The organism is Leptospira tipperaryensis, from assembly GCF_001729245.1.
Lineage (GTDB): Bacteria > Spirochaetota > Leptospiria > Leptospirales > Leptospiraceae > Leptospira > Leptospira tipperaryensis.
In genome coordinates this window covers 252,551-278,661 of record NZ_CP015218.1, presented here as the reverse complement: position 1 = coordinate 278,661, position 26,111 = coordinate 252,551, and the positions used below count along the sequence as shown (strand labels likewise).

22 protein-coding genes are annotated in these 26,111 nt (G+C 43.3%); 12 read left to right on the top strand and 10 right to left on the bottom strand.

Features of this window, described 5'->3' with window-relative positions; translation table 11 throughout:
• Positions 1-259: 259 nt before the first annotated feature.
• The 6 genes from A0128_RS20685 to A0128_RS20660 are packed head-to-tail and all read right to left on the bottom strand — an operon-like array spanning position 260 to position 7,549.
• Positions 260-589, bottom strand: coding sequence for a hypothetical protein (locus A0128_RS20685; protein WP_069609654.1), 330 nt, complete (start codon positions 587-589; stop codon positions 260-262).
• Positions 590-632: 43 nt separating this feature from the next.
• The gene (gene metH, locus A0128_RS20680) at positions 633-4,373 is read right to left on the bottom strand and encodes a methionine synthase (RefSeq protein WP_069609653.1); all 3,741 of its coding nucleotides are present in this window, start codon (positions 4,371-4,373) and stop codon (positions 633-635) included.
• Between the two features lie 43 nt (positions 4,374-4,416).
• Entirely contained in the window at positions 4,417-4,716 is a 300-nt protein-coding gene (locus A0128_RS20675) for a ferredoxin family protein (RefSeq protein WP_069609652.1), read from the bottom strand.
• 57 nt (positions 4,717-4,773) lie between these two features.
• Entirely contained in the window at positions 4,774-6,084 is a 1,311-nt protein-coding gene (gene ahcY, locus A0128_RS20670; RefSeq protein WP_069609651.1) for an adenosylhomocysteinase, read from the bottom strand.
• 1 nt (position 6,085) lies between these two features.
• Positions 6,086-7,063: an ArsR/SmtB family transcription factor gene (locus A0128_RS20665; protein WP_069609650.1), complete on the bottom strand. Its 978-nt coding sequence runs from the start codon at positions 7,061-7,063 to the stop codon at positions 6,086-6,088.
• A 42-nt stretch (positions 7,064-7,105) separates the two neighbouring features.
• Positions 7,106-7,549 carry a DUF1564 family protein gene (locus A0128_RS20660; protein WP_069609649.1) on the bottom strand — a complete coding sequence of 148 codons (444 nt, stop codon included), beginning with the start codon at positions 7,547-7,549 and terminating at the stop codon, positions 7,106-7,108.
• 198 nt (positions 7,550-7,747) lie between these two features.
• Here A0128_RS20660 and A0128_RS20655 point away from each other — a divergent pair, with 198 nt between their 5' ends.
• From A0128_RS20655 to chrA, 8 genes are all read left to right on the top strand, one after another.
• Positions 7,748-8,326 carry a TetR/AcrR family transcriptional regulator gene (locus A0128_RS20655; protein WP_069609648.1) on the top strand — a complete coding sequence of 193 codons (579 nt, stop codon included), beginning with the start codon at positions 7,748-7,750 and terminating at the stop codon, positions 8,324-8,326.
• 1 nt (position 8,327) lies between these two features.
• Positions 8,328-8,771 carry an acyl-CoA thioesterase gene (locus A0128_RS20650; protein ID WP_069609647.1) on the top strand — a complete coding sequence of 148 codons (444 nt, stop codon included), beginning with the start codon at positions 8,328-8,330 and terminating at the stop codon, positions 8,769-8,771.
• Positions 8,772-9,321: 550 nt separating this feature from the next.
• Positions 9,322-10,314 carry an LEA/WHy family protein gene (locus A0128_RS20645; RefSeq protein ID WP_069609646.1) on the top strand — a complete coding sequence of 331 codons (993 nt, stop codon included), beginning with the start codon at positions 9,322-9,324 and terminating at the stop codon, positions 10,312-10,314.
• A gap of 164 nt (positions 10,315-10,478) precedes the next feature.
• The gene (locus A0128_RS20640) at positions 10,479-10,994 is read left to right on the top strand and encodes an LB099 family protein (RefSeq protein ID WP_069609645.1); all 516 of its coding nucleotides are present in this window, start codon (positions 10,479-10,481) and stop codon (positions 10,992-10,994) included.
• Positions 10,995-11,018: 24 nt separating this feature from the next.
• The gene (locus A0128_RS20635; RefSeq protein WP_069609644.1) at positions 11,019-11,585 is read left to right on the top strand and encodes a tetratricopeptide repeat protein; all 567 of its coding nucleotides are present in this window, start codon (positions 11,019-11,021) and stop codon (positions 11,583-11,585) included.
• 73 nt (positions 11,586-11,658) lie between these two features.
• Positions 11,659-13,092: a polysaccharide deacetylase family protein gene (locus A0128_RS20630; RefSeq protein WP_069609643.1), complete on the top strand. Its 1,434-nt coding sequence runs from the start codon at positions 11,659-11,661 to the stop codon at positions 13,090-13,092.
• Between the two features lie 44 nt (positions 13,093-13,136).
• Positions 13,137-13,883 carry a class I SAM-dependent methyltransferase gene (locus A0128_RS20625; RefSeq protein WP_069609642.1) on the top strand — a complete coding sequence of 249 codons (747 nt, stop codon included), beginning with the start codon at positions 13,137-13,139 and terminating at the stop codon, positions 13,881-13,883.
• On the top strand, positions 13,880-15,214 hold the full coding sequence (gene chrA, locus A0128_RS20620) for a chromate efflux transporter (protein ID WP_069609861.1): 1,335 nt from the start codon (positions 13,880-13,882) through the stop codon (positions 15,212-15,214). Before A0128_RS20625 ends, chrA begins: the two co-directional genes overlap by 4 nt.
• Here chrA and A0128_RS20615 read toward each other — a convergent pair.
• On the bottom strand, positions 15,205-18,096 hold the full coding sequence (locus A0128_RS20615) for an adenylate/guanylate cyclase domain-containing protein (protein WP_427854357.1): 2,892 nt from the start codon (positions 18,094-18,096) through the stop codon (positions 15,205-15,207). The genes chrA and A0128_RS20615 overlap by 10 nt on opposite strands.
• A gap of 332 nt (positions 18,097-18,428) precedes the next feature.
• Here A0128_RS20615 and A0128_RS20610 point away from each other — a divergent pair, with 332 nt between their 5' ends.
• The 4 genes from A0128_RS20610 (at position 18,429) to A0128_RS20595 (ending at position 23,281) form a co-directional block, all read left to right on the top strand.
• The gene (locus A0128_RS20610; RefSeq protein ID WP_083244249.1) at positions 18,429-20,231 is read left to right on the top strand and encodes a sensor domain-containing diguanylate cyclase; all 1,803 of its coding nucleotides are present in this window, start codon (positions 18,429-18,431) and stop codon (positions 20,229-20,231) included.
• Positions 20,232-20,438: 207 nt separating this feature from the next.
• Entirely contained in the window at positions 20,439-22,376 is a 1,938-nt protein-coding gene (locus A0128_RS20605) for a long-chain fatty acid--CoA ligase (protein WP_069609639.1), read from the top strand.
• 196 nt (positions 22,377-22,572) lie between these two features.
• On the top strand, positions 22,573-22,986 hold the full coding sequence (locus A0128_RS20600) for a DoxX family protein (protein ID WP_069609860.1): 414 nt from the start codon (positions 22,573-22,575) through the stop codon (positions 22,984-22,986).
• 55 nt (positions 22,987-23,041) lie between these two features.
• Entirely contained in the window at positions 23,042-23,281 is a 240-nt protein-coding gene (locus A0128_RS20595; protein ID WP_069609859.1) for a hypothetical protein, read from the top strand.
• A gap of 10 nt (positions 23,282-23,291) precedes the next feature.
• Here A0128_RS20595 and A0128_RS20590 read toward each other — a convergent pair whose 3' ends face one another.
• The 3 genes from A0128_RS20590 to A0128_RS20580 form a co-directional block, all read right to left on the bottom strand.
• Entirely contained in the window at positions 23,292-23,840 is a 549-nt protein-coding gene (locus A0128_RS20590) for a DUF6817 domain-containing protein (protein ID WP_427854356.1), read from the bottom strand.
• A 34-nt stretch (positions 23,841-23,874) separates the two neighbouring features.
• A complete protein-coding gene (locus A0128_RS20585) occupies positions 23,875-24,327 on the bottom strand; it encodes a transporter (RefSeq protein ID WP_069609637.1) in 453 nt (150 codons plus the stop codon).
• A 200-nt stretch (positions 24,328-24,527) separates the two neighbouring features.
• Complete coding sequence (locus A0128_RS20580) at positions 24,528-26,072, bottom strand: NAD(P)/FAD-dependent oxidoreductase (protein WP_069609636.1); 1,545 nt, start codon at positions 26,070-26,072, stop codon at positions 24,528-24,530.
• Between the last annotated feature and the right edge of the window lie 39 nt (positions 26,073-26,111).

Here is a 26,111-nt window from a genome sequence, read left to right as displayed (position 1 = left end):
AGGGCAAGGTTATGCGGAGAATTTGTGATCAAGTTAGAATGGATTCTTTGTAAGAGCTCCTACGAGTCGATAAATCGGTCGTGTGAACTCCTAATTCGCCTCGTTTGGAGGAAATCATTTACGGTGCATCCGAATATTTTAAGATTCCAGTCGATCCTTTTGTAAGAGTTCCTACGCAAGATTCAGGCGATGACCTTTGTTCTTCTATGATCAAATCAGAATGGATTTTAAAAACCGTAAGAGCTCCTACGATTAACGACTATTCTAAGATGCCTTGTTTTTTAAGGGAGAATGCAAGATCCATCTTGCTGATCAAATGTTTGGCTCTTCCAAAACGAATCATCGTTTTCGCTTCCGGATTCTCCTTAGAATCAAATACTTCCAAACAGGTTTCGATCACAGGACAGGAGTTGTCCGTACATCCGATTTCCGTGAGTTTCAAAACTTCGTTGCCACTTAGATGAAGCGGACCTGCGAGCCAAGAAATCAAAGTCGGATGAAACGAAAATTCTTCGGTTGCCTTTCGAGTCTCCGAATAGACGGGACCGTGATTGTGCACCGAAGAATGATTGGGAACTGCCGGTTTCATAGTTTCTAGTTAGACGAAAGAAAATAGATTCATTCTTTCAGTATTATCTCGCGATCGAAACCGCAAGCGGATCATAGGCGAGATTCGGAGCCAACCAACGTTCTGTTTCTTCGATCGTCATTCCTTTGCGTTTTGCGTATTCCTCGATTTGGTCGCGGCTGATTTTTGCGACCGCGAAGTATTTCGATTGAGGATGTGCAAAATACAATCCACTTACCGAACTCGCAGGCCACATCGCAAAGTGTTCCGTAAGCGTGATCCCCGTATTTTTTTCGGCTTGGAGAAGATCAAAGAGAACTCTCTTTTCGGTATGATCCGGAGACGCAGGATATCCGGCGGCCGGACGAATTCCTCTGTAACGTTCTCGAATCAGATCTTCCGGTGCGAGATTTTCGTCTTTGTCATAACCCCAATATTCTTTTCGAACCTTGTAGTGCATGTATTCCGCGAACGCCTCTGCGAAACGATCGCCTAACGCCTTCGACATGATGGAATTATAGTCGTCGAGATTCTTCTCGAATTCTTTTGCGAATTCTTCCACTCCGTGTCCGGCCGTTACCGCAAATCCACCGATATAATCGATTCTTCCGGATTCTTTCGGCGCTACGTAATCCGCCAAACAGTAATTAGGTTCCGTTGCGTCTTCTTTTTGAATTTGCTGCCGCAGCGTATGAAAAACTGTGAGCAATTTGGAACGAGATTCGTCTTCGTAGACTTCGATATCGTCACCTACGCTGTTAGCCGGAAAGATTCCGATCACACCCTTGGTTTTGAAAAGTTTTCCGTCGGTGATGGTCTTCATGAGTTTCTGAGCGTCTGCGAAAAGTTCCCTGGCTTGTTTCCCCGTTGTTTCACTTTCAAGAATCGCGGGATATCTTCCTTTCAATTCCCAAGCGGTGAAGAATGGGGTCCAGTCGATAAAAGGAATCAGAGTTTCCAAAGAAATTTCCTGATCAAAAACTTTTACGCCGGTTAACGCGGGTTTGTCGATCGGAGTCGTAGACCAATCGATTATTTCTTTGTTTTCTCTCGCTTGATCGAGGGAGATAAGTTTTCTCTCCGCTCTTGTACTAAAATAATTCTCTCTCGCTGCGAGTTGATCTTCCTTGATCTTTTTAGAATACGCTTCGTTAAGATCAGGATGAAGAAGTTGATTGACTACGTTTACGACCCTCGACGCGTCTACAACGTGAACCACGGGTTGATCGTATGCGGGTGCGATTTTTACCGCGGTATGCGCGGAGCTTGTAGTAGCTCCTCCGATCAAAAGAGGAACGTTGAATCCGGTTCGTTTCATTTCGGAGGCTACGTGAACCATCTCATCCAAAGAAGGCGTGATAAGCCCGGAAAGGCCGATGATACTCGCGTTGATCTTTCTTGCTTCCTCTAAAATTTTATCAGCGGGAACCATCACCCCTAAGTCTATCACTTCGTAGTTGTTACAAGCAAGGACCACACCCACGATATTCTTTCCGATATCATGAACGTCTCCTTTGACCGTTGCGATTAAGAATTTCGGACGAGAAGAAGTGTCTTGATTGTTTTTCTTCTCCTCTTCCATAAACGGTAAAAGATAGGCCACAGATTTTTTCATTACACGTGCGCTCTTAACAACTTGAGGAAGAAACATTTTTCCCGCGCCGAAAAGTTCTCCCACGATCTTCATTCCATCCATGAGAGGGCCTTCGATGACGGTTAACGGACGTCCGTATTTGAGACGCGCTTCTTCCGTATCTTGATCGATGTATTCTACGATTCCTTTTACAAGAGCGTGAGAAAGCCTTTCTTCAACTGAAGTCCCTTCTCTCCAAGTCTCTTCTTTTTTCTCGGCCTTATCTCCGGATTTTACGTTTTCCGCAAATTCCACAAGACGTTCAGTCGCATCCGGTCTTCTATTTAAGATTACGTCTTCCACGTATTCTAAAAGATCCTTTGGAATTTCTTCGTAAACGGCGAGCATCCCTGCGTTTACGATCGCCATGTCCATACCCGCTTGGATCGCGTAATATAAGAATACGGAGTGCATCGCTTCTCTTACCGGATTGTTTCCTCGGAAAGAAAAAGACACGTTAGATAAACCGCCGGAGACTTTCGCGCCCGGACAGAGTTTTTTGATTTCTCGGATGGCTTCGATAAAGTCCATCGCATAGTTGTTATGTTCTTCGATCCCGGTTGCTACCGTGAGAATATTCGGATCAAAGATGATATCTACGGGATTAAAATCCGCCTTGGTTACGAGAAGATCGTATGCTCGTTTGCAAATACGAACTTTTTCGTCTTTGGTCGCGGCTTGACCTTGTTCGTCAAAGGCCATAACGATCGCGGCCGCGCCGTATCTCTGGATTTTCCGCGCGTGTTCTAAGAATTTGTCCTCTCCTTCTTTCAGAGAGATCGAGTTCACAATCGGCTTTCCTTGGATACATTTTAGGCCTTCTTCTAAAACGGTCCATTTGGAGGAATCCACCATAAACGGAACTTTTGCGATATCCGGTTCTCCCGCGATGAGATTTAAGAAATGCCTCATCGAAGCTTCCCCGTCTAACAAGGCTTCGTCGAAGTTAATATCGATAATATTGGCTCCGGCTTCCACTTGTTGTAAAGCGACTGAAACCGCTTCTTCAAAATTGCCTTCGATGATGAGTTTTTTAAAACGAGGAGATCCGGTTACGTTCGTTCTTTCTCCTATGAGTAAGAATCCCTTGTCCGGAGTGATGTTCAAAGGTTCGAGTCCGGAAAGTCTTGTCACTTCCGGAATTTGAGGAAGAGTTCTCGGTTTTTTTCCTTGAACCGCTTTTGCGGCCGCAGCGATGTGTTCGGGTGTTGTTCCACAACAGCCGCCTGCTATATTCAACCAACCTGAACTTGCAAATTCTTGAATGTATTTTCCGAATTCTTCCGGAGTTTGATCGTATCCTCCGAACGCGTTGGGAAGGCCTGCGTTTGGATAACAACTAATCATACAGGAAGAAACTCTGGAGAGTTCTTCGATATAAGGTCTCATCTCGTCAGCGCCAAGCGCGCAGTTGATTCCGACGGAAAGAGGTTTGCAATGAGCGATGGAATTGTAAAACGCTTCCACCGTTTGTCCGGAAAGAGTTCTTCCCGAAGCATCCGTGATCGTCACTGAGAGACAAACCGGGATTCGAACTTGAAGGTCTTCAAAGACTTGTTCGATCGCGTAGATGGCGGCCTTTAAATTGAGGGTGTCGATATTTGTTTCGGGAAGAAGAAGGTCGACCCCTGCTTCCACGAGGGCTCTTACTTGTTCGTAAAAGGTGGCTACTAAATCGTCAAACGTTACCGCTCTAAATGCGGGATTGTTTACATCCGGAGACAACGTTGCTGTTCGAGTCGTCGGTCCGATCGCTCCCGCTAAAAAACAAGGATGACTTGGATTCGTCTTTTGAAATTTTTCGATCGCGTTACGCGCGCATTTGACCGCGGCCTTGTTTAGATCTGCGACTAAGAATTCGGTTTTATAGTCGCCCTGAGAAACTTGGTTGGAACTAAAGGTGTTTGTCTCAAGGATGTTTGCCCCCGCTTCCAAAAATTTTACGTGAATCGCTTCGATTACGTCCGGACGTGTAAGGCAGAGGAGTTCGTTGTTTCCTTTTAAGGGAGAAGAATGATTTTTTAAAACCTCTCCTCTGAAATCGTCTTCAGTCAAAGGGAATCTTTGGATCATCGTTCCCATCGCTCCGTCGATTACTAAGATTTGTTTTTCGAGAAGGGAGAGAAGTTCTTTTGCTTTTGGATTTGTGTAGTTCTGAGCTTTCTGAGTCATAATTCGTTTCTTTGTGTATTCTAAAAAATATAATTACGGTATTCTAATATTCCGAGTTGATACAACCTTGACCTTTGAGAGGGACTTTTACGTCTATGATCGCCGGAGAATGTTTTGATTTCAGGGCATTCTCCGCAATCCAGCTCTGCCAGATCGAAGGCACTTCGAAATCCGGATAGATCGCTTCCACCGGACACTCCGGTCTGCATTTGTTACAATCGATGCAGACAGAAGGTTCAATATAGAGACAATCGGTTCCTTCTCGAAAGGCTTCGACCGGACAAACCGCCGCACAGTATGTATATTTGCAATTTCTGCAAGGTTCCGTGACAACGTAGGCCATCGTTTTTCGAGAAGACCGATTTTCCGGGACCGTCTTAGATCCCGGAAAAAGTTTCGATCAGTATCTATAGTTCTCCGGTTTGAAAGGTCCAGTAACCGGAACTCCCAAATAGTCGGCTTGTTTCTGATTCAATTTTGTTAAACGAACTCCCAATTGTTCCAGGTGAAGAGCCGCAACTTTTTCATCCAGATGTTTTGGAAGAGTGTAAACTCCCAGTTCATACTTCGTGTTATAGAGCTCAATCTGAGCCAATACTTGGTTCGTGAAAGAACAAGACATTACGAAAGATGGGTGACCGGTAGCACAACCTAAGTTTACAAGACGTCCTTCCGCGAGAACGATAATCGATTTACCGTCTGCAAAAGTATATTTGTCCACTTGCGGTTTGATTTCTTTTTTGGTTACGCCTTTTTCTCCGTTCAATCTGGACATTTGGATTTCGGTGTCGAAGTGTCCGATGTTACAAAGAATCGCTCCGTCTTTCATCGCTTTCATGTGTTCGAGAGTGATGATATCGTCATTACCGGTTGCGGTTACTACGATATCCACTTGTTCGATGATGTCTTCCACACGAAGAACTTGATATCCTTCCATAGAAGCTTGAAGAGCACAGATAGGATCGATTTCGGTTACGATCACTCGTGATCCGAAGTTGCGGAGAGACGCCGCGGAACCTTTTCCAACGTCCCCAAAACCGCAAACAAGAGCGATCTTTCCAGCGAGCATAACGTCAGTCGCTCTTTTGATTCCGTCCGCGAGAGATTCACGGCATCCGTAGAGGTTGTCGAACTTGGATTTAGTAACTGAATCGTTTACGTTAAACGCAGGAACTTTTAATTCTCCTTTTTTAAGGAGTTTATAAAGACTCTTAACGCCCGTAGTTGTTTCTTCGGAAATACCGCGGATTTCGCTTAACAATTGAGGATATTTTTCGTGAACGTAAGCGGTTAAATCTCCGCCGTCGTCAAGAATCATGTTCGGCCCTTTGTCTCCGAAGAAGATGGTCTGTTCGATACACCACCAGTATTCTTCTTCACTTTCGCCTTTCCATGCAAATACGGGAACTCCCGCTTTTGCAACGGCTGCCGCTGCGTGATCCTGAGTTGAGAAGATATTACAAGAAGACCATCTCACTTCCGCTCCGAGTTCGATAAGAGTCTCGATCAGAACTGCAGTTTGAATCGTCATGTGGAGAGAACCTGCGATTCTTGCTCCAGCCAAAGGTTTTTTACCTTTGTATTCTTGTCTTAAAGCCATAAGACCCGGCATTTCTTTTTCTGCCAGGATGATTTCCTGTCTTCCCCAGTCTGCGAGAGAGAGGTCTTTTACTTTATAGCTTAAGCCTTTTTCCTGTGTAATTGCGGACATTTTAGTCCTCCTTTTTCGTTGCTTGAATAATTAATATTTTGAAAACGTTTCCTGTATCGAATTCTTCATGTGCCTTTACGGTAAAGCCTGAGAACTCAAGCCAGTCTTGAAGAAGAGAATAGTCAAAGCCCAACCAGAGGTCGGAGAAATTATCTCTCATAAACTCTTGGTTGTGTTTTTTCAGATCCACCAAACAGAAGGTTCCACCGGGCTTTAGTATTTTATAAATTTCGCGTATAACTCCGGGAGGATTGGAAAGATGGTGAAGGACCATCGACGCTACTACTGCGTCGGCTTGTTTGGTCGCCGAAGAAGCCACATTCTCCAGTGGAGAATGAATCAGTGATACGTGAGAATTTCCGGCAAACGCGACCTGAGCCTCTTCCACCATCTTGGGTGAAGAATCCACTCCGATAACTTGATCAGATTTTGTGAGCAGATATGGAATCAGACCTCCCGGCCCGCATCCTAAGTCGTAGATAACGGAGGAAGAATCCGGAAGATAGGAAAGAATTTTTTTACGATAGAGTGCGGGATCTAAGACGTCCTTTTGGATCGATTCCCAGTCCTGAGCTACATTATTAAAATAGAATGTGTTTTTCTGATCTCTTCTTGAAAGAATTTCCGAAATCTGAACTTGATCCTCGTCTCGAAAAGGAAGATCTTCTTTGTAAGTGAGAAGAAGGTCGGTAATTTCCGAGGAAAAGTCAGGAGTCTTTTTTTCTTCGGGGATTCGGTAATAAACCCAAGAACCTTCTCGTTCCGGGATGAGAAATCCTGCCTCGGTCAGAATCTTGAGATGTCTGGAAACTCTGGACTGGCCCATTCTCAAGACCTCGGTGACTTCTTGAACATTCAGAGGGGAAAGAGAAAGAATATGAAGAATCCGAACTCTCGTTTCGTCGGAGAGCGCTTTTAGGGCGGAGAGAATCTGTCTCGGTCGGTTCCCTGAGTAGATTTTGGCTTCTAAAAGCTCCATTAGAACTGAGATATCAAGATATCTTGATATCTGCAAGACTTTTTAAGAAGGGGATGGGAAAATTTGAGTGTGGAATTGGTTTTGGGTAAGGAGGATTTTTCTGAGGAGGGTGATTTTTGTAAGAGCTCCTCCGATTTCTTCACGGGGAATCTCCTGATTACATTCCCACTCCTCCAAAATAGAAAAGAGGAGGCAACGAGAAACGCCCAATCCAAGGGCGAGAACTCCTAATTCTATCCAATCCTTCTCATCTGGGCGAAAGTTCATCCTTTTGAGTTTTAAGCCCTTTCTTTGATAGCTAATTGCAGGAAAACTTCTCCCCAAAAACTTTTTCTTGAGAGCGACATTTTGATATTTCTTTAAGAGGAAACTCAATTCCTCATTTAGTTTGTCCGCTTTGAGCCTTCTCAGGCGAATAATTTTCTCTGGAATGAGTAAAGTAACTGGAGAACCCTTTTTTCGAAATGTAATTTCCTTTGATCCCATACCCGGGACGGTTCTTCGAGATGCACAAGCGGGGGCATAGAAGCTTCATTTTTTGAGATTTTTTTTAGAAATCTGTATTTTGTAAGAGCTCCTACTCAAAAAACCTCTTTCCACCCACTCTGCCCCCATTTTTAGTAAGACCTCCTACAAATTCTTCTTTACATCTAATGCGACCAACCATATTAAATTAAAAACCCCATGAAAATCTCCGCAGAGAAAGTAGAAGCGAAGAGAAAAAAGATTCTCGAAAGCGGAATTGAAATTCTCAGGAAGGCCGGTCCAGACGGAGTCGGAATCCAAGAAATCGCCGATGCATCGGGAATTCCTAAAGGATCCTTCTACAACTATTTTCCTTCAAAGGATCACTTCCTTTTGGAAGCCCTCGAGTTCTACACAAAAGCTGCGGTCTCCTGGAACGAAACTGCGGTAGGAGATGCCGGAAGAGGCATTTCTTCGCTTTTCTCTCTCTACGAAAAGAAGCGGAAAATGGAGAAGACACTCCTCTCCGAAGGACTCTCTTGTCTCATCAACGTCCTTTCCCAGTATTCCTCTTCTTCGAGGCCGAAATTTAGGGAAAAACTAAAGTCCTCTCTGGAGGAGATCTCTCAGGGGATTCTCGATTCTCTCCGAGTTCCGAAATCCGAGGAGCTCCTACAAAAGATTCACTACTTCGAATCCTCTTGGAGAGGAGCGATGCTTCTCTCCAAGGCAACCGGAGACGAAATCTATCTGGAGAATTTCCTTTCGCACTTTCCAAAAACAATTTCAGGAGATTAGAATGAAAACGGAAAACTCAACCCTCCTCATTCGAAAGAATCATTCGACTCAGATCACGATCCGCTGGGACGAACTCGATCCCAACCAACACGTGAATAACAAAAATTTCCAGGGATATCTCGACGAAGCGCGTATGAGAGCGATGCGCGATTGGGGTTTTTCAATGGAGAATCTTCGAGAACGAGGATTTGGCCCTGTCATTCTTTCCGTTCATCTGGATTTCAAACGAGAAGTTTCCTATCCGGAGGAGATTCTTATCGAATCGGATCTTTTTTTAAAGTCTCTCACACGGGCGGTCTTCGAACAGAGGATCATTTCTCAGAGTAATCAGGCCCTCTCTTGCAAAGCGAGCACCGATTGGGTGATCCTCAATCTCAATTCTAAAAGACCTTCTAAATTTTTGGAGGCCTTGGGTTTGGAAGAATCCGTTCTTGTGGAATCATAAATACAAAAACTGTTTTAGAATTTTCTAAAATTCAAAAATTGCATCTTCTTTGCGGTTTTAAGAAGATTCTTCCCGATTTCTTTTTATTTCGCTTATATCTTTCTTACATTCTGTCTTATAATGCGATAGCGATTGCAGCGGAAATTCCTTCCTCAAGGAGCGCCTCACGGATTTACTTTTACGAACTTCGGAACTTCTTTTCCTTTTTGTGACGTTAAGTCATGCGCTCCGGAAGGAATTGAAGCGTAAAGCGCGGTCGCGAGCCTCTTTTATAAAAAATTTCCGCGAGCGAATCGCCCAAAGAACTCATCGAATTCATTTTTTATGTTTTAGATCCGAGTCTTGACTCACATTTTCCTAAGAATTTTTTCCTTCCTCTTATAAATCCGGATCGTAAACCTCTGATTTTTCAAAGCCACGTTAGTTTTCTTCGAAGTCTTTTGAATTTCCGCCCCATTTTGAAACGAAAGCCTTCCCCTTTTCTAAAATCTTTCTTTCCAATCAAATTCCATTCTTCTAAATCAGTATTTACTGAATTGGAGGATTTTTTTTGAAATCTAAATTTGCCCTTCTCCTGCTCCCCTTTCTTTTCTTTTCCCTCTCCGGTTGCGCGCAATTACAAACGCTCAAAGGTAAGATCAAAACCCCTGAAATTTCCTTTGAAAGAATTGAAATAGCCGAAATCACTCTCGAAGATATCAAACTTCTCATTCAAACAGAAGTGAGTAATCCTTATCCGATTTCTCTTCCCGCTTCCAGCCTCGACCTGGACGTGAAAATCGAAGGAACCCAGTTCAGCAAGGTTAAACTGAGCTTAGAAGCGATCTCTAGTTCTTCTAAAAAACAACTTCCGATCGAAGTAAAACTCAAGTATTCCGATCTCGCAGCTCTCTATAAAAAAGTGCCGGGTAAAAAGGAACTCCTCATTCGTATCGAAGGGGAAGCCGGTCTCCCGATTCCTGAAAAGTATAGGGTCCTCGCTGGTACAGAATCGCTCAAATTCCCGTTTCAAGACGAAAGATTGATACCTGCGGTTCTTCCTAATATAGAGATTCGTAACTTTAAAATCCTCAAACCGGACGTCGCAAAGATAACCGAATCAGCTAACAGCGCTGAGGTTGCTAAGAAGGCTGTTTCCTTTTTGGACGCTCTTCTTTCTCCTAAGAATAAAAAGTCTCCCGGCTCCGCGTTAAACGCCGGTCTCGAAGCTCTGGATATTTCCATCGATACGGAATTCGATCTGGTTCTTAACAACAAAGCGGCTTCCGAATTGAAGTTTCAAGATCTCAACTTCGAACTCTTTCTCGAAAACGATAAATTCTTAACGGGTTCCCCAGTGAATATCGTAAACACCGGAAAAGAATCTATTCTTACGATCAAGACGAGCTTCCCTCTCAAATCCGTTTCCAATTCGATCGCGAACGCGGTTACAAAAAGAAGTTCTTCCTTTCGTCTTTCCGGTAAAGCTTCAGTTGTATGTCCGGGTGTTTCAACTGATCCGATCGGTTTTGGTTTTTCAAAGGAAGGTAACTTTCGCTGGTAAGTCTCTGATTACATCGGATGTATTTCTTTTCTTACAAATACATCCGAGATTTTCTTTCTTCTTTCGGAAAAATGTTTTCAAGTTAACCATATTGTGATAAGAATAGTCCCTGAGTTTGGAGAGCACCAACTCTCTAGATTATGATTAAATGAGCGTAAAAAGATATGGAAATCTACGAAAAAGAAAAACGGAAACTACTTTCAGCATCAACACCGGAGCAATACATCGAGTTATCGATTAAGTCAAAGCTTACCGGTCCAAAAAAATCTAGTATCACTTCGGAATGGCTTACGTCCACCGGGTATACGATAGATGATATCAAGTATGCGAGGAACCGACATCCCTTCTGGCGAAAGAAGAGGAATCAAGGTTCTTACGAACGCAACAGCAAACGATTAGAACAACACAATTATTACCGAACGGATCAGAAGATTGTTTGGGATAAGGATAAGCTTGCGAAGTTCTTTGATCTCAACTTGAAAGGTATGACCGATCATGAGTTGGCGAGAAGTTTCAAGACTTCCATCCCGGCGGTGAATCACATTCGTCGCAAGTTCCGATTTGCAGGTCAACTCCTGGAACTTGACAAACAAAAACCCGTGAAAGCAGGAATTTTAAGACTCTGTGCGCACAGTGAATCCGTCTTAAAGAGATTGATTCGGGAGAAGGAAGGGAAATAAGCTTCTTTCGGAGACTTATTTTGCATGAACCCTTTCGTTTCTCGATCGAAACTTTTATCGAAATCCCTGTTTTGTCTAACTTTCTTTCTGTTTTCTTCCTGTTCTTCCGAGCAGGAGAAGACGGAAGAAACGGTTTCCTTTCGAGAATCGAATCGTAATCCTTTCCAAGAAGGAAATTCCAAATTTAAGAATGGGGATTATCCTTCTGCGATCGAGTTTTATTCCAGGGACTTGGATGCAAATCCTGACAATCCATCTTCTTTCAACAATCGCGGACTTGCAAAGAGTAAGTCCGGAAACGAAGAAGCTGCGATTGCGGATTACAATCAGGCGATTGAACAAAAACAGGATTATGCGATTGCTTATAACAACCGGGGTTTTGCAAAAATCAAAATTTCCGATTATCAAGGTGCGATAGAAGATTTCACTTCGGCGATTCGTTTTAAACCGAATTATTCCAATGCCATCAATAACCGCGCGGTTGCAAACTGGGCGATCAAAGAAAAGAAAAATGCATGTGGAGATTGGAGGATCGCCGAAGATTTAGGTCATCGAGAAGCAGCGAAATCGTTCGCGAAATTCTGCAACTAAAAACCTCCGGAATCGCTTGCCGGGGAAAGAGGCTTTAAAAGACTAACCGAAGACTCTTTTCCCGGATTCCGGAATGCAAACAAAACTATTTATTTCCAAAAAAGTAAAAACCTCTCTTTCTATCCTTGGGATTCTTTCCCTTTTGATCCCCGCGTTTTTAACGGCGTCTCCTGTGGACGATTTTCTCAATCCTCCAAAAAAGAGAAAATCAGCTTCTTCTCAAAAATCGGAATTCGAACGTTCCAGCTCTCAACGTCAGTCTTCTTTGGAAGATTCTCCCGAAGTCGTTTCGAAAAAGAATCCGAAAGAAAAAGCCGAAACAGCCGACGTAAACGCGGGTGTTTCGAAACCGGAAGAAAAAACTCTCCGCAAAAAATCCAGAAATTCTAAGATTCAAGACAACAAGGAAGCGAAGAATTCCAAGACTTCCAGATCAAAAAAGAAGAAATATGAGGATGCGCTTCCGACCGTAAAAGACGACACCCCTTCCAGTCCGAACTATTCCGCGCAAGGAGTTGATTTGGCTTCCGGAGGCGGAGTTCCCGTTCTTTGTTATCATCATTTGGCGCCCGAAGGTGGTCCGATGGGCGGATACAATCTTCATCCGAATCTTCTTGAAGAACAGTTTAAGTTCCTCAAGGCCGCAGGTTATAAACCGATTCGTTTGGATCAGTTCTATGCTTATCTTTCCGGTAAAAAGCCTGCGGACTTTCCGGAGAAGCCGATTCTTCTTACGTTTGATGACGGTTCGAAAACACATCTCGAACAGTTGGTTCCCCTTTTAAAGAAATACGGTTTTGTCGCTTCGATCTTTATCTACCCTACGATCATTTCTTCCGGTAAGAAGTACTACATGACCTGGGATCAACTGAAGACCGCGCTTGATAGTGGAGTTCTGGATTTGGGTTCTCATACCTTATATCATCCAAAACTTCCAACGATGAGCCGCACATTGATCCGCAAACAATTGCTTGAATCCAAACAAATCTTAGAAGCTAAGACCGGAAGAAAGGTCGTGGATCTGGCTTATCCCTTTGGTCTTTTTGATCCTCGCGTGATCGAAGAAGCAAAGGCGATCGGTTATCGTATGGCTTTCACCGTAAATCCGGGAAAGAACGTCCCGGGAACACCGGTTTATAACGTGCATAGATCCTTGGTTCCTTGGGGTCAGTCTCAATCCGCGTTCAGTGCAATTCTTACAATGGCTCCTCCACCAAAGATTTCCATTTCGATCGAGGACGGCGCTTGGGTGAAAACGGGTCAGGAATTTAAGATTCATCTCGAAGGAGTTCAACCCGAATCGGTGAGTATCAAGATCAAGAGCAAGGATGTGATCGCCGAAAACAAATCACCCGATTATACGGTGAGAATTCCGGACTTTGCAAAAAAATCCACCTTCCTTCCTTTGATGATCCAAGCCAAAACCAAGGAAGGAAAACAGATTCAATACCAATATCTTTTTATCAATCAAAAAGAATTTAAGAAACATCCGGACGGCGCTTTCTAAAAACCGGCTTGAGTCTTTCCGATGATCTCTGAAATCTTGAGAGTATGAGTTTCAGAGATCATTTTTCTTCCCACTCCTCATCTTATTCCGAGTTCAGACCCGGTTATCCCCGAGAACTCTTCCCTTATCTGAAAAGTCTTGTCCCGAACGGAAACGTAGTTTGGGATTGTGGAACCGGAAACGGTCAAGCCGCGGTTTCACTCGCAGAATTTTTCGACAAGGTGATCGCGACCGATCCCAGCGCGAATCAAATTGCGAACGCAGAATCTCATCCTCGCGTCGAATACCGCGTCGCAAAGGCCGAGGAATCTACATTAGAAAATTCTGAAGTAGATTTGATCACGGTGGCGCAGGCTTTTCACTGGTTCGACTTCGAGCATTTTTTTAAGGAAGCGCAGCGCGTGGGAAAGAAAAACGGGATTCTCGCGCTCTGGGGTTACGGTCTACATCGAATCAATCCGGAAATCGATTCCCTCGTAGATAAACTCTACGGTGAAATCGTAGGTTCCTACTGGCCTCCCGAAAGAAAATACGTGGAAGAAAAGTACAAAACGATCTCTTTTCCCTTCGAAGAAATCTTTCCTCCCGAATATAGTATGAAAGAAGAATGGACCGCGGATCAAGTCCTCGGTTATTTAAGAACCTGGTCCAGTGTTCAAAAGTATATTCAAAAAAATGAAAGTGATCCCGTACTTTTGATCGAATCCGATCTGAAAACCGCCTGGGGAAGTGCAAAAACAAAGACGGTAGAATGGCCCCTCTTCTTTCGAATCGGGAGACTTTCTTCTTGATCCCTTCTCTCGGAGAAGCGTTTCGTTTTTGGTTTCAACTGGGTTGGCTGAGCTTTGGCGGGCCTGCCGGGCAGATCAGCCTAATGCACAAAACTCTGGTAGAAGAGAAAAAGTGGATTTCTGAAGAACGATTTTCTCACGCCCTCAGCTATTGTATGCTTCTTCCCGGACCCGAGGCGCAACAGCTCGCCACATATTTGGGCTGGATCCTCCACGGAACTCTTGGAGGAATTCTGGCGGGTCTGTTTTTTATTCTTCCTTCGGTTCTGATATTTTCCGGAATTGGGATATTCTATTTTTATTATGGAGAAGTTTCCTATGTGATTTCGTTTTTAAACGGAGTCAAACCCGCGGTTCTTGCGATCATCCTTCTTGCATTTTCCAATTTGGTAGTAAAAAACTTAAAGTCAAACGGTCAGAGATTTTGTTTTTTGATTACGGTTCTCGGGATGTTGTTCTTTTCGATTCCTTATCCGTATCTTCTTTTGTTTTCTCTGACATTCGGGCTTCTTTCTTTTTTTGTTTATGGAAATAATTTACACGCTTCTTTACAAACTCCGGCTTTGAATTCTGCTTCCGGGAGGATCGATCTGCAATCCAAGCTGGACCGAAAGAGAGAACAATTTTCGGAAATTCTAAAACAGATCAGTAAAGTCGGAAGCGCCGGTTTGATCCTCTGGGTTTTGCCGATCCTTGGAATTTTACTCTTTCTTAAATCTGAATTTCGTTTCTGGGAAGAATTGATTTTATTTTTTACGAAGACCGCGCTTCTTACCTTCGGAGGCGCTTACGCGATTCTTCCCACCGTGGCGGGCTTTGCGGTTGTAAAGGCAGGCTGGATTTCCAACAAAGAGATGTTAGACGGTCTTTCTTTTGGAGAAAGCACTCCGGGCCCTCTCGTAATGGTCTTGACGTTCATTGGATTTTTAGCGGGAGCTCATCAGTATGGAAACCTCGTCGCAGGTTTGTTTGGGTTATTCTTAACGACGTATTATACGTTCTTACCTTCTTTTATCTTTATCTTGGGCGGCGCGAGCCTTGTCGAAAAAACAAAAGAGTCCCCGCTTTTGAAGTTTTCGTTGAGTTACGTCACAGCCTGCGTCTGCGGAGTGATTCTCTATTTAGGAATTTATTTTGCGAAGTCGATTCTTTTACAGGGAAGTGCGGAACGTTTCGAATTTAAAAATTTCCTACTCGTTATTCGTTGGTTTCCTTTGGTTTGGACCGTCTTTAGCCTTCTCTTTCTCAAACTCAAAAAAGAATATTCCATTTTTTGGATATTCTTCAGCGGCCTTTTTTTCTTGGCCGCCGATGTTCTTTTTCATTTGTGAGTTCTTGTATAAACCCCGTCCCAGGTTTTTTCGGGAGGGTTGAGTTTGTAGTCTTCACAACGTTCGATCAGATTTATGGCGGCTTTGTCCTTTGCCCCTCTCGTGATCTGAGAACTTTCTAAGAGCTCCTGAGCGAGAGACCATTCCCGGTTGAGATAAGCTTCAAAACCTTTTGCAAATTCCAGAGCGGAGGCTTCGATTTGTTCGGATACTTTGTCGTGTTTTCCCACGAGTTCGTATAGTTTCACGGGTTCGTTCTTTCCTTTGACCCGAACCACGTCCAAAAGTCTCGTAAAGAATTCGTCCTTGATCTCGTGTTGCACCGATTCTCCGATTAGGATGCTGACCCCGTAGTCTTTTCCCGCGGCCTCGAGTCTCGCGGCGAGATTGACAGTATCGCCCATCATCGTATAAGCCGAAATGGAATCGGTTCCCATAAAGCCTACTTTTGCAAGTCCTGTGTTGAGTCCGATTCGAAATTGCATCTCTTGGGCTTCTTGGATATACGCTTTGCGCGCCTTCCAGTCTTGTCGCAAAAGATCCAGCTTCTCTACCATTTCTACGGAAGCACGAGCCGCCTTTAGACAATGATTCTCCACTTCTACGGGAGCGTTAAAAATTCCAACGATCGCGTCCCCGATGTATTTGTCGAGAACGCCCTCGTGTTTTTTGAGGACGATCGTCATTGCGGAAAGATATTCGTTTAACAAGGACGCTAATTCGACAGAAGTTAACTTTTCACTAATATTAGAAAAACCTGCTACGTCGGAGAAAAACGCCGTGATTCTTTTTTCACTCCCTCGTTTTAACGCTGCGAGATCCACCATCGCCTCGCTTACGACCACGGGATCGATCATCGTTCCCAAAATATTCTTAATCTTTTCTCTTTCTCTCAAACCGGAAACCATCGAGTTGAGAGCTACGGTAAGAGTTCCCAATTCGTCCTGACCGCCTTGTTCGAATTGTACTTCCAGGTTGCCGTGTCCGACTTCCTGAGCGTGAAAGATGATCCGTTTGATCTTCTGGACGACAAAACCGGAAATCAAAATCGCAAGAAGAATCGCGATCGCGCAGATAAGCATCGCGGTCGCAATCGCGGAGTTTCTGTTTTTACGAACCATTTCCAGACCTTCGGTTCGATCCACGAGAGTTCTTGAAATTCCGGAAAGGTTTGCGGAAAGAAGATTGGAACTCACTTCGTCTCCGGTTTCGGAAAGAAGCGGTTTGGAATCCAGGCTCCAGAGAATTTCTTCTGCTTCTCCTCTTGAGTTTGCGATGATTCCGTCGGAAATTAATTTTTTCAATTGAGGAGTCGGAGTTTCACTCTTACCCGAATAGATCCATTCTCGGATCGCGGACCATCTTTCTTTGGAAAGAATTTGCACTTTCGGGTCTCTTAGATAATCCAGATAAGCCCCTGAATTTTGACTGAATTTCAAGGTGATCAGGTCTTCCAAACCTGCGTTACGGATTTCGCCTAACGCGTCGATGAGAAGATCCGCGTCGCTTTGAATCGGAAAGGATAATTTTTCTTTGGGGGATTTTGTTTTACCCGGTTTTATCTTTTGTGCGATCGCTTCCTGATTCTTCTTATCTTCCGAAAACTCGTTTCTAAATTTTTCAAACTCGGTGTCCCTTTCTTTGATCAGTTTGGAATACTGGGAATAAAGATTACTAAAACTTTTGTCCTTAAAAGGAGGAATCGGAGGCTTTTTCTCTTTGAGTTCGGAAATTCTTTTTTTCAAAGGTCCTACAAGATCGGAAACTCGTTTTGTAATCTCAGCGTCCTGTTGCAGATAACGTTTCGCGAAGTCGGGAAGTTTTTCACGGATTCGATTTGCTCTTTCGGTCGAACTCTGATTTCGAAAGATCGGAGAATACAACGTCTGCAATTCCATGTTTCCGATCGTGTAAGCGTTCTCGTCGGTTTCCAAATTAAAATCCAGCGAAAGAACTCGGGTGATCGAATCTTTCAGGTTTACGTTGACCACAGGAAGAACTTCGTTTCCGTTGATAGGTCCGTCCGGTTTGAAAATCCTCGTATCAAAAGAAGGAATTAGATTTTCCTTCCACTGATTGGAAAGCACAGGGAACGTCTGGATTCTATACTGAGACATGTTGAGTCCCAGCTCCTCAATCTTTCTGTGTTGTTTTGGAAGAGCGAGTTCTAAGATGGAATGATCGAGTTGATTTCTTGCCTTTTCGATTCCGGTTTTTAAGAGTTCCATCTTTTGTTCGATGGGTAATTTGTCTTTTTCAGTCGTTCCTTCTTGAGTCCCTAGTTCGTCCCATTTAGATTTTTGTTCGTTGAGATCCGCTTCGAGCACCGCGACTTGTTGCGCCATGTTGAGAAGTTTAGAATACATCGAGTCCGAAATTCCAAGACCGTTCGGATCTTTTAAAAGATACTTTGTGTTCTTTTCCAGTTCGGCGATATCGTCTTTGGAAAGATAAACCGAATAGTAAGTGTCTTTGATCGAAGATTTTTTTTCCTTCCCGAGAACTCCGAAAAGTTTTGTCTTGAATCCGAAAAGACTGACCTGTTTTTCTTCTTGGGTCACGACCTTGGTCCGATATTTTCTCAGAGCCTGGCTCTGTCTTTTCACCCTTTCTCGAAAGGATTCCACACGGATCAAGCTGCTTGAAATATTCTCCAACTCTAAGACGAGACCGGAAATATAATGCCTGGAAATCGCGGCTTCCTTTTCATAACTTTGGGTGAGAATTTCGGTTTGTTGATTTACGTCGATCGTTGAAAGAATAAAGACCGTGAGCGCGATGAGGGCGCCGGTAAAGAGAGCTAACTTGGCTCTGATACCTAAGTAAAGAATATGACTGAATTCGATAAGAAATCCGAACCATTTTTTGGCCTTTTGAAGAATGGCATTTTTCTCGGATTCGTTTGGATTGATCGGATCTGTATCCACTTTAGAGTATCCTTTTTTTAAGTATGTTCTTCTCCATTCTGAAAAGTACCTTATCTTTCAGTCACGAAATAATCTTCCAGTACAGCGAATTTTATAGAACCCGCAAATCCGTTTTCTTGTTTTTATTTTGGGGAAATAATGCTTTCCTTCTCAAGAGGTTCGTCGCCTTACTTCGATTTTAGGGTAAAGTTGGAAAAAAATTATTGTGCACGAAAATCACGATAAATCTGTTATAAGTTTTTGAGTGAAATTGTAGATTCTATCGTCTATCACATCTGATCATTTCTATGAAGGACCGAACCCTGAAAAGTAGAGACAAAACGAAAACGATTCTAAGTTTGAAATTTTATCCGGAGTCTGTCGCGCGGGCGAAGCTCGGAATTCTTTTATTTGGATTTTTATTTTTTTCGCAGTCGGTCTTCGGGATCGAACCCGCGCTGGTCATCCAACCCACATTTTCGACCAAGGCCTCCCTTTTAAAATCCGTATACTATGTAAGGGACCCGAATTACAGCTATAAGGCGGAGAACTTTTTTTCCGAACTTCAAAAGATTCCGATTCAAGAAGTGAAAAATACGACGCTCGGATTCGGCTATGACCCGGTTCCCTACTGGCTGGTTTTTGAGATCGAAACCCCCGAAACCGTTTCGAAAGAATTCACTCTTGCATTTCATTATCCGCACTTGGATCAAATCGATTTGTATTACCTGGGACCGGACGGATCGAAGGGAGAATTTAATACGGGAGATACGCTTCCGTTTTTATCCAGACCGATCGAGAATCGATTGTTCCTGTTTCCGATTCCTTTGGAAAAAAAAGGAAGAACTAGAATTGTAGTTCGGATTTTGACCGAAGGAGCGCTGAGTCTTTCAATGACCTTGTATGAAAACAAGGCGAGAATTAAGGAAACTGAATACGACCTCGCAAAAGACGCAGCTTTTTTCGGCGCTCTTGCAGTGATGGCCTTTTTTAATCTATTCTTATACTTTGGAATTAGAGAAAGATATTTATTATATTATTCATTTCTAATTCTCTCCGTCCTTTTATACCAGATTATTCTGCCGGGTTACGCGTTCGAATGGTTTTTTCAGAACCAACCGACTTTTATAAATCAGCTTCATCTCGAATCGATCACTCTGATGATGATTTTTATGGCACTGTTTCTTTCTTCCTATCTGGAAACAAAAAAGAATTCTTCGATTCTGAATTTGTTCTTAAAAGTTTCACTCTGGTCGGCGTTTGTTCTTGGATTTTTGATTCCTCTTCTTCCGGGACGTTATCTGATACCGTTTACTTCCCTATTTCCATTGCTCCAGATGACCGTGATCTTTTTGATTTCATTCTTTAAAGCGTTGAGAGGAGATAGAAAGGCGGTCATATTTTTAACGGCTTGGTTTTTTACTCTTTCGGGCGGAATTATCTTTGCGCTCAGTCGATTTGGATTCTTCTTAAAAGAAGGACCGGCGATTCCCTTTTTACAAACCGGAATCATACTCAGCGTTTTATTCTTATCCCTTGCGTTGTCCGAAAGAATGCGGACGATTCGTAGAGAAAAAGAAGAGATAGAAGAATACGCCGGAAAGATGGAAGAGCTTTCTTATCTCGATCCACTCACTAGAATTTTTAACCGGAGATATTTCGACGAACAGATTCGATTGGCTTGGAGCAGATCGGCCAGACACCATTCCTCTCTTTCCTTACTTATGATCGACGTGGATTTTTTCAAACAGTACAACGATACTTACGGACACGTCGAAGGAGATCGTGCTTTAATCTCAGTCGCGAGAGAAATTCGAGCGAGCCTTAGACGCGCGAACGACATGGTAACTCGATACGGAGGAGAAGAATTTGCGGTGATCCTTCCCGATACTCCGATCGAAGGCGCCGTTGTAGTAGCTTTGAACATTCTTGAGAAGGTGGAAGCTTTAGAGATCGTTCATCTCAAAAGTCAATTTTCAAAGATCACCGTTTCCATTGGAATCGCTTGCAACGCGGAAACCACGATTCAGTCCGTTCAAGATCTGATCGGGGTTGCGGATAAGAATCTCTATGGTGCGAAAGCTTCCGGCAGAAATCATATTCAACACTGACCTCGTAAGTTGTTTTGTAATACCGGGCTAGTGTAGGAACTCCAACGGAGAAAGGTTTCACGAAATCGAGAGAAACCTTGCGGAAAGACTATTTATATCGATCGTTATTTATAGTTCCAGGTTTTGAGATGGAAAAGGAAGAATTTGTTTGTCGATCAAATTTTTTCTCGACTGAAAAGGTAGGATCTCTTACAATTCTCCCCTGCTATGAAAACCAGTCAGATTCCCCCAATCCAATCCAAAACCTTATACAATGTTATGAAAGCTTCTGCGGAGAAGTTTGCAGATTCTACGGCGCAATACTACAAACCCGACGGTAAAAATTACCAACCCAACAGTTTTAAAAATCTCTATGAGACCGTTCAACAAATCGGCTCCGGTTTGATTTCCCTTGGCCTTGAACCCGGAACTCCGATCGGTCTGATCGCGGATTCGGGAGCTCGTTGGATCTGGTGTAGTATGGGAATCACCAACGTAGGTTGCGTCGATGTTCCCCGAGGAACGGATTCTACGGAAGAAGATTTGCGTTATATTCTAAACCACGCTGAATGTTCGATCGCGTTTTTAGAAAACGAAACAGCTCTGAAAAAAATTCTCAATCAGAAGGAAGCGTTTCCTCATCTGAAAAAAATCATTCTTTTCGATAAAAAAGGCGGGATCGCCGACACAAATCCTTTTGAAGTCATTTTGTTAAGCGACTTGATTCAAAAAGGAAAAGATTGGATTCAATCCAAGGGAAGAGACGAGTTTCACAAAAGAGGATCCGCGATCAGAGAAGAAGATCTTGCGACGATCGTCTACACTTCCGGCACCACGGGCAAACCGAAGGGTGTGATGCTCACTCATAAGAATATCGTTTTTAACGTGGATAGCGCTTTGGAAGGAACCGATCTCAAGATCTATCCTACGGACAGAAGTATGGCGTATCTTCCTCCTTGGCATATCGCCGAAAGACTCGTGGAAACGGTTTGTATCCGCGCAGGCGGAGCCGAAGCCTTTACTTCGATATCGACTCTTAGTCAAGATCTTGCTGAAATTAAACCGACCCTTCTTCTTTCGGTTCCGAGAGTCTGGGAAAGTCTTTACAATAAAATTCACGACAAGGCTCGATCTTCTTCTCCCGCACAACAGGCGTTATTCGGGTTGTTCAAAGAAATTGCAGTCACCTACTACAAACATATTTCCAGACTTCAAGGGTTGGAATTTCATCTAACGGAACAATCCACGTTCGCCTCTCTATGGCAAAAATTTATTTCCTTGTGGGTGGTTCTGCTTCTCTGGTTGCCGAACCAGATCGCACAACTTGCGTTTAACAAAATCAAAGACGGATTGGGTGGAGAATTGAGATTCGCACTTTCCGGAGCCGGAGCGCTTCCACAATATATCGATTTGTTTTTTAACGCGATTGGAATTCCGATTTTAGAAGGATACGGAATGACGGAATTATCCGGAATTTCTACGAGAAGAATTTTCGGAGAAATTTCCGTAGGAACCTTGGGACGTTGTATTCCCGGAGTTCAGATCAAACTCATGGACGAGAAGGGAAAAGAAATCACGAAACCCGGAGTCAAAGGGATCGCCTGGCACAAGGGCGATCACGTCATGAAAGGTTACTACAAAGAACCTGAAAAAACAAAGGATATTTTGAGTTCGGACGGATGGTTGAACTCCGGAGATCTTTTGGCTTGGACCACTTCGGGAGAATTAAAATATTCAGGAAGGGCCAAAGATACGATCGTACTTTTAGGCGGGGAAAATCTGGAGCCGGAACCGATCGAATTCGCTCTTGTAAGAAGTCAGTTTATTCATCAGGCGATGGTGGTCGGGCACGACCAAAAAACGTTAGGCGCCTTGATCGTACCCAACGAAGAGGCTCTCGAAAAATATCTGAAAGAACTTCGCTCTAAAATGTTAAGCGAAGTGAAGAATTTAAACGGAGATCAGGACGTTCTTAGTCTTTTTAAAAACGAAATCAAATCCCTGATATCCAACGATAACGGGTTTAAGAATTTCGAAAAAGTATCGAGCTTTCGAATTCTTGATAAGAAATTCGAACCCGGAGACGAACTGACTCAAACCATGAAAATAAAACGAAACGTTGTGGCCGATAAGTACAAAAAAGAAATCGAAGAAATGTACAAATAGAAACGAACCTTTCTCTTTTTGACAAACGCTCGTCTTTTTAGAAAGGAGCAAAGTGTTTCGACTAAGATAGCCCGCTTGGATTTCAAAAGGATTTTTAGCGGGCTTTTTGTTTCCTGATTCTTATAAAATCGTCTGGAACCGTGTAACCCTTTCGAATCAAAAACGAAGAACATGGAAGAATCCTAGGAGTATCTTCTTGTCAGCATCCAATCTTTCGAAAAAGAATCTAATCCTTGTTAGCTTAAGAATTCTCGTCGCTCTGATCTTTCTTCAGACTTTATTTTTCAAATTTACCGGAGCTCCCGAATCGGTGGCTATCTTTTCAAAATTAGGAACGGAACCTTGGGGAAGAATTGGAACCGGTGTTCTGGAATTGTTTGCTTCGGTTTTGCTTTTTATTCCGGGTCTTGGATGGTCCGGATCGCTACTCGGAGCGGGGCTCATGTCGGGAGCCATTCTTTCCCATCTTTTTGTAATCGGAATCGAACAAGAAAACGACGGGGGTTTTTTATTCCTCCTCGCGCTGACAAGCGCCGCGGCGTGTTTCGTCCTTCTTTGGTTGGAAAGAGAAAAGCTAACAGAGATTGTACGAAAACGGATGCAAAAATAAGCTTTCCTATTCCTTACCCTTCTCTAACCTCTCTCCAAAAAGAGGAGGAATTTTCATGGGAGAAGAACAAGCAAAGATTCACGCGCTGAACAAGATCGTTTCCATTATAGATGAAAAGGCTTCTATCTACAAAAACGAAAGAAAGTCGATGCCAAACGCAAGGGCGATCGCAGAGAAAAAATTAATCTTAGATCTAATCGACGACGGGATGAAATTGGCCAAAACGATTCAGCCGAAACCGGTGGATCTGATTCGAGATCTGGAAACCCTAAACAAACAGTTTATGAATTTATAATAAACTAATTTTAGAATGTATGGAGATGGAAAACTTTTCTGCATTCTGAAATTGCGTTTTCCGAAAGATAGGAACTCATCCTTTCAAACAAACTTTTGAGTTCGTCTCCGTATTGGACCAGAAAGGAGTCGTTTGTCAACGCGAGTTCCAATTCGTTGGCGGCGGTTAATTCGCAGAGATCTTCCGTTTCTTTGCGTGTTAAGATCCGAATCTCCTTTGTCATCCAATTCTTATGTTTGATTGTTTCGTTTTTTCCGAATTGGGAATAAAAATATCCCCTATCACAAGAGCCATAAAGAAAGACTAACGTTTCCGATTTTTCTCCTATGATTTCCTGAATCTCGGTTCTTGCTTCGGTTCCGATCAGAGGATTCTGATAAGCAAAAGTTCCGTAGACGGCGTGATAGAGACCGGCGTTGCAGAGAGTTTCGGGAGAACCCCAGTCCGCTAAAATTCGAAACGTACCGACGAGGTGCGTGAGTAAATCCCCGTGTATATGTTCGAACTTCTCCGCGTTGAGTGTACGAAGACGATCCAAGAGCGTTCTATTCGGATCGATCATCGGTTTCTCTTTTTTAAAAATGCGTCTGAAATCATTTGTTTAAGTTTTGACCGTAGTTGAAAAAGAAAATAGAAACGAGAGCGGAAAGAATCGAGAGATAATGAAAGAGATTGATTTTCTCGGAAAAGACGATTACTCCGACAAAGATGGAAGTGGTAAGAATGGAAAGCACTGCGTATAAAATATAATAAGAAGCTCCGAAACGACTGTAGAGAAGATAAAATCCTAAAAAAGTAAAATACAATCCTACGCCGCTGATTAAAAAGTAAGTCCAGTTTTCCGAAAGATATTCTTTGAGAGTTTCGGGTTTGTAAAAGAAAAGCGAAAAGGTCAAAAGACCGATACAAACCAAAAGTGTGGGAACAAGAAATAAAAACGGCGCCGAGATCGCAGTGGATTTTTTTTGACCGTAAGCGAAGAATGCGTTTCCGATCGCGGCGACGGAAGCGAATAAGAACGGATAGAGTGCGGCATTGAATTTCATTCTATGGAATCTCCAAAGGATCGGATTCTCCATAAATTTATCTTAGATTGTCAGATGAAACAAAATTCTACTTTTTGTTTTATTTACTCTATCGTTCTTCCATCTACTACGGTAAAATAGGAATGACGAACGGATTTGTTTTTAAAAAACAATCCTCAATTCGTTTAACAATCTTCGAAAAGAAGGACGTTTTATCAGGATTAGGCGCAAGCGAGGGCGCAACGAATCCCGTCCATCGCGGCGGAAACAATTCCTCCCGCATAACCCGCACCTTCACCACAAGGATACAAACCTTGGATCCTCACGTGTTGTAAGGTTTCCGTATCTCTTGGAATGCTAACAGGAGAAGAAGTGCGAGTCTCCGGTGCGTGAACGACCGCTTCGTTGGTTAGATAACCGCGCATCGATTTATCAAATTCTTTGAATGCAAGTTGTAAGGACCGAAAGATAAAATCAGGAAGGACGTTTTTTAATTCCACCGAAGTGATTCCAGGGGTGTAAGAAGTTTTTGGAAGATCGGCCGAGAGTTTGTCGTTTACAAAGTCCCCGAGTTTTTGCGCGGGCGCGGTCTGTCTTTTTCCGCCTGCGATCCAAGCCTTGTGTTCGATCGATTTTTGAAATTCCATGGCGGCTAACGCGCCGTATTTGGAGAAGAGTTTAAAGTCCTCGTGTCTTAATTCCACTACGATCCCGGAATTTGCCGAAGGTCTCGCTCTTTTGGAGGAAGACCATCCGTTGGTGACGATCTCTTCGGGTTTAGTGGCGCACGCGGCTATCACTCCGCCGGGACACATACAAAAAGAATAAACCCCTCTTCCGTCCACCTGCTTTACGATACTATAAGGAGAAGGCGGAAGATACGGTCCTCGATTTTCACAACTGTATTGAATCGAATCAATCAAGGATTGTTGATGTTCCACCCTGACTCCGATCGCAAGAAGTTTGAGTTCGATTTCGATCTGTTTTCGATTTAACAATTCAAAAATGTCTCTTGCGGAATGACCGGTGGCAAGAATTACTTTTTTTGCATATATCTTATCGCCGTTTTTGGTTTCCACTCCTACAATTTGATTTCCGTTTAACAAAAAGTCGACGACCCTCTGATTAAAATGAACTTCTCCGCCTTGTTCTATGATTTTTTCTCGAATGTTTCGAACGATCTTAGGAAGTTTGTTTGTTCCGATATGCGGATGTGCTTCGATCAAGATATCGCGACTCGCACCAAAGCCGACGAGGAGTTCTAAGATTTCGCGGACGTTGCCCCTCTTTTTCGATCTCGTATAGAGTTTGCCGTCCGAATACGTTCCCGCTCCGCCTTCTCCAAAACAATAATTGGAATCTTCGTTTACGTTGTGATGGATGTTTACTTCTTTGAGGTCGAGCGGACGACTTTTTACGTCCTTTCCTCTTTCGAGAAGAATCGGCTTTTTGCCGGAAAGAATCAATTGCAGAGAAGCAAAGAGCCCCGCGGGACCCGCGCCGATGACGATTACTTCTTCCGCGTTGGAAACGTTCGGATAATCCGGAAGAAGAATCGGTTTTTCCACGAAGTCTTCGTGAATAAAAACTAAAACTTTGAGATTGATGTAGATCGTTTTTTGTCTCGCATCAATCGAACGATTTACGATTTCGATATGACGGATTTCTTGAGAATTGATTTTGAGAGTTTTAGAAACAAACGCTCGAAGTTCTTCTTCCTGCCCCGCAATCTCCGGAGCAACACGAAGTTGCAGTTCTTGTATCATATTCGGAATCAGACTTCTTTTTCAAAAGAGTTCGGTTCC

What these genes read in the sequence shown, in the direction of transcription:
- A0128_RS20605 (WP_069609639.1), top strand. Translation starts at nt 20,439, where the DNA reads ATGAAAACCAGTCAGATTCCCCCAATCCAATCCAAAACCTTATACAAT.
- metH (WP_069609653.1), bottom strand. Translation starts at nt 4,373, where the DNA reads ATGACTCAGAAAGCTCAGAACTACACAAATCCAAAAGCAAAAGAACTT.
- A0128_RS20665 (WP_069609650.1), bottom strand. Translation starts at nt 7,063, where the DNA reads ATGGAGCTTTTAGAAGCCAAAATCTACTCAGGGAACCGACCGAGACAG.
- A0128_RS20650 (WP_069609647.1), top strand. Translation starts at nt 8,328, where the DNA reads ATGAAAACGGAAAACTCAACCCTCCTCATTCGAAAGAATCATTCGACT.
- A0128_RS20595 (WP_069609859.1), top strand. Translation starts at nt 23,042, where the DNA reads ATGGGAGAAGAACAAGCAAAGATTCACGCGCTGAACAAGATCGTTTCC.
- A0128_RS20635 (WP_069609644.1), top strand. Translation starts at nt 11,019, where the DNA reads ATGAACCCTTTCGTTTCTCGATCGAAACTTTTATCGAAATCCCTGTTT.
- A0128_RS20640 (WP_069609645.1), top strand. Translation starts at nt 10,479, where the DNA reads ATGGAAATCTACGAAAAAGAAAAACGGAAACTACTTTCAGCATCAACA.
- A0128_RS20655 (WP_069609648.1), top strand. Translation starts at nt 7,748, where the DNA reads ATGAAAATCTCCGCAGAGAAAGTAGAAGCGAAGAGAAAAAAGATTCTC.
- A0128_RS20625 (WP_069609642.1), top strand. Translation starts at nt 13,137, where the DNA reads ATGAGTTTCAGAGATCATTTTTCTTCCCACTCCTCATCTTATTCCGAG.
- A0128_RS20580 (WP_069609636.1), bottom strand. Translation starts at nt 26,072, where the DNA reads ATGATACAAGAACTGCAACTTCGTGTTGCTCCGGAGATTGCGGGGCAG.
- A0128_RS20585 (WP_069609637.1), bottom strand. Translation starts at nt 24,327, where the DNA reads ATGAAATTCAATGCCGCACTCTATCCGTTCTTATTCGCTTCCGTCGCC.
- A0128_RS20675 (WP_069609652.1), bottom strand. Translation starts at nt 4,716, where the DNA reads ATGGCCTACGTTGTCACGGAACCTTGCAGAAATTGCAAATATACATAC.
- A0128_RS20630 (WP_069609643.1), top strand. Translation starts at nt 11,659, where the DNA reads ATGCAAACAAAACTATTTATTTCCAAAAAAGTAAAAACCTCTCTTTCT.
- A0128_RS20610 (WP_083244249.1), top strand. Translation starts at nt 18,429, where the DNA reads ATGAAGGACCGAACCCTGAAAAGTAGAGACAAAACGAAAACGATTCTA.
- A0128_RS20660 (WP_069609649.1), bottom strand. Translation starts at nt 7,549, where the DNA reads ATGGGATCAAAGGAAATTACATTTCGAAAAAAGGGTTCTCCAGTTACT.
- ahcY (WP_069609651.1), bottom strand. Translation starts at nt 6,084, where the DNA reads ATGTCCGCAATTACACAGGAAAAAGGCTTAAGCTATAAAGTAAAAGAC.
- A0128_RS20685 (WP_069609654.1), bottom strand. Translation starts at nt 589, where the DNA reads ATGAAACCGGCAGTTCCCAATCATTCTTCGGTGCACAATCACGGTCCC.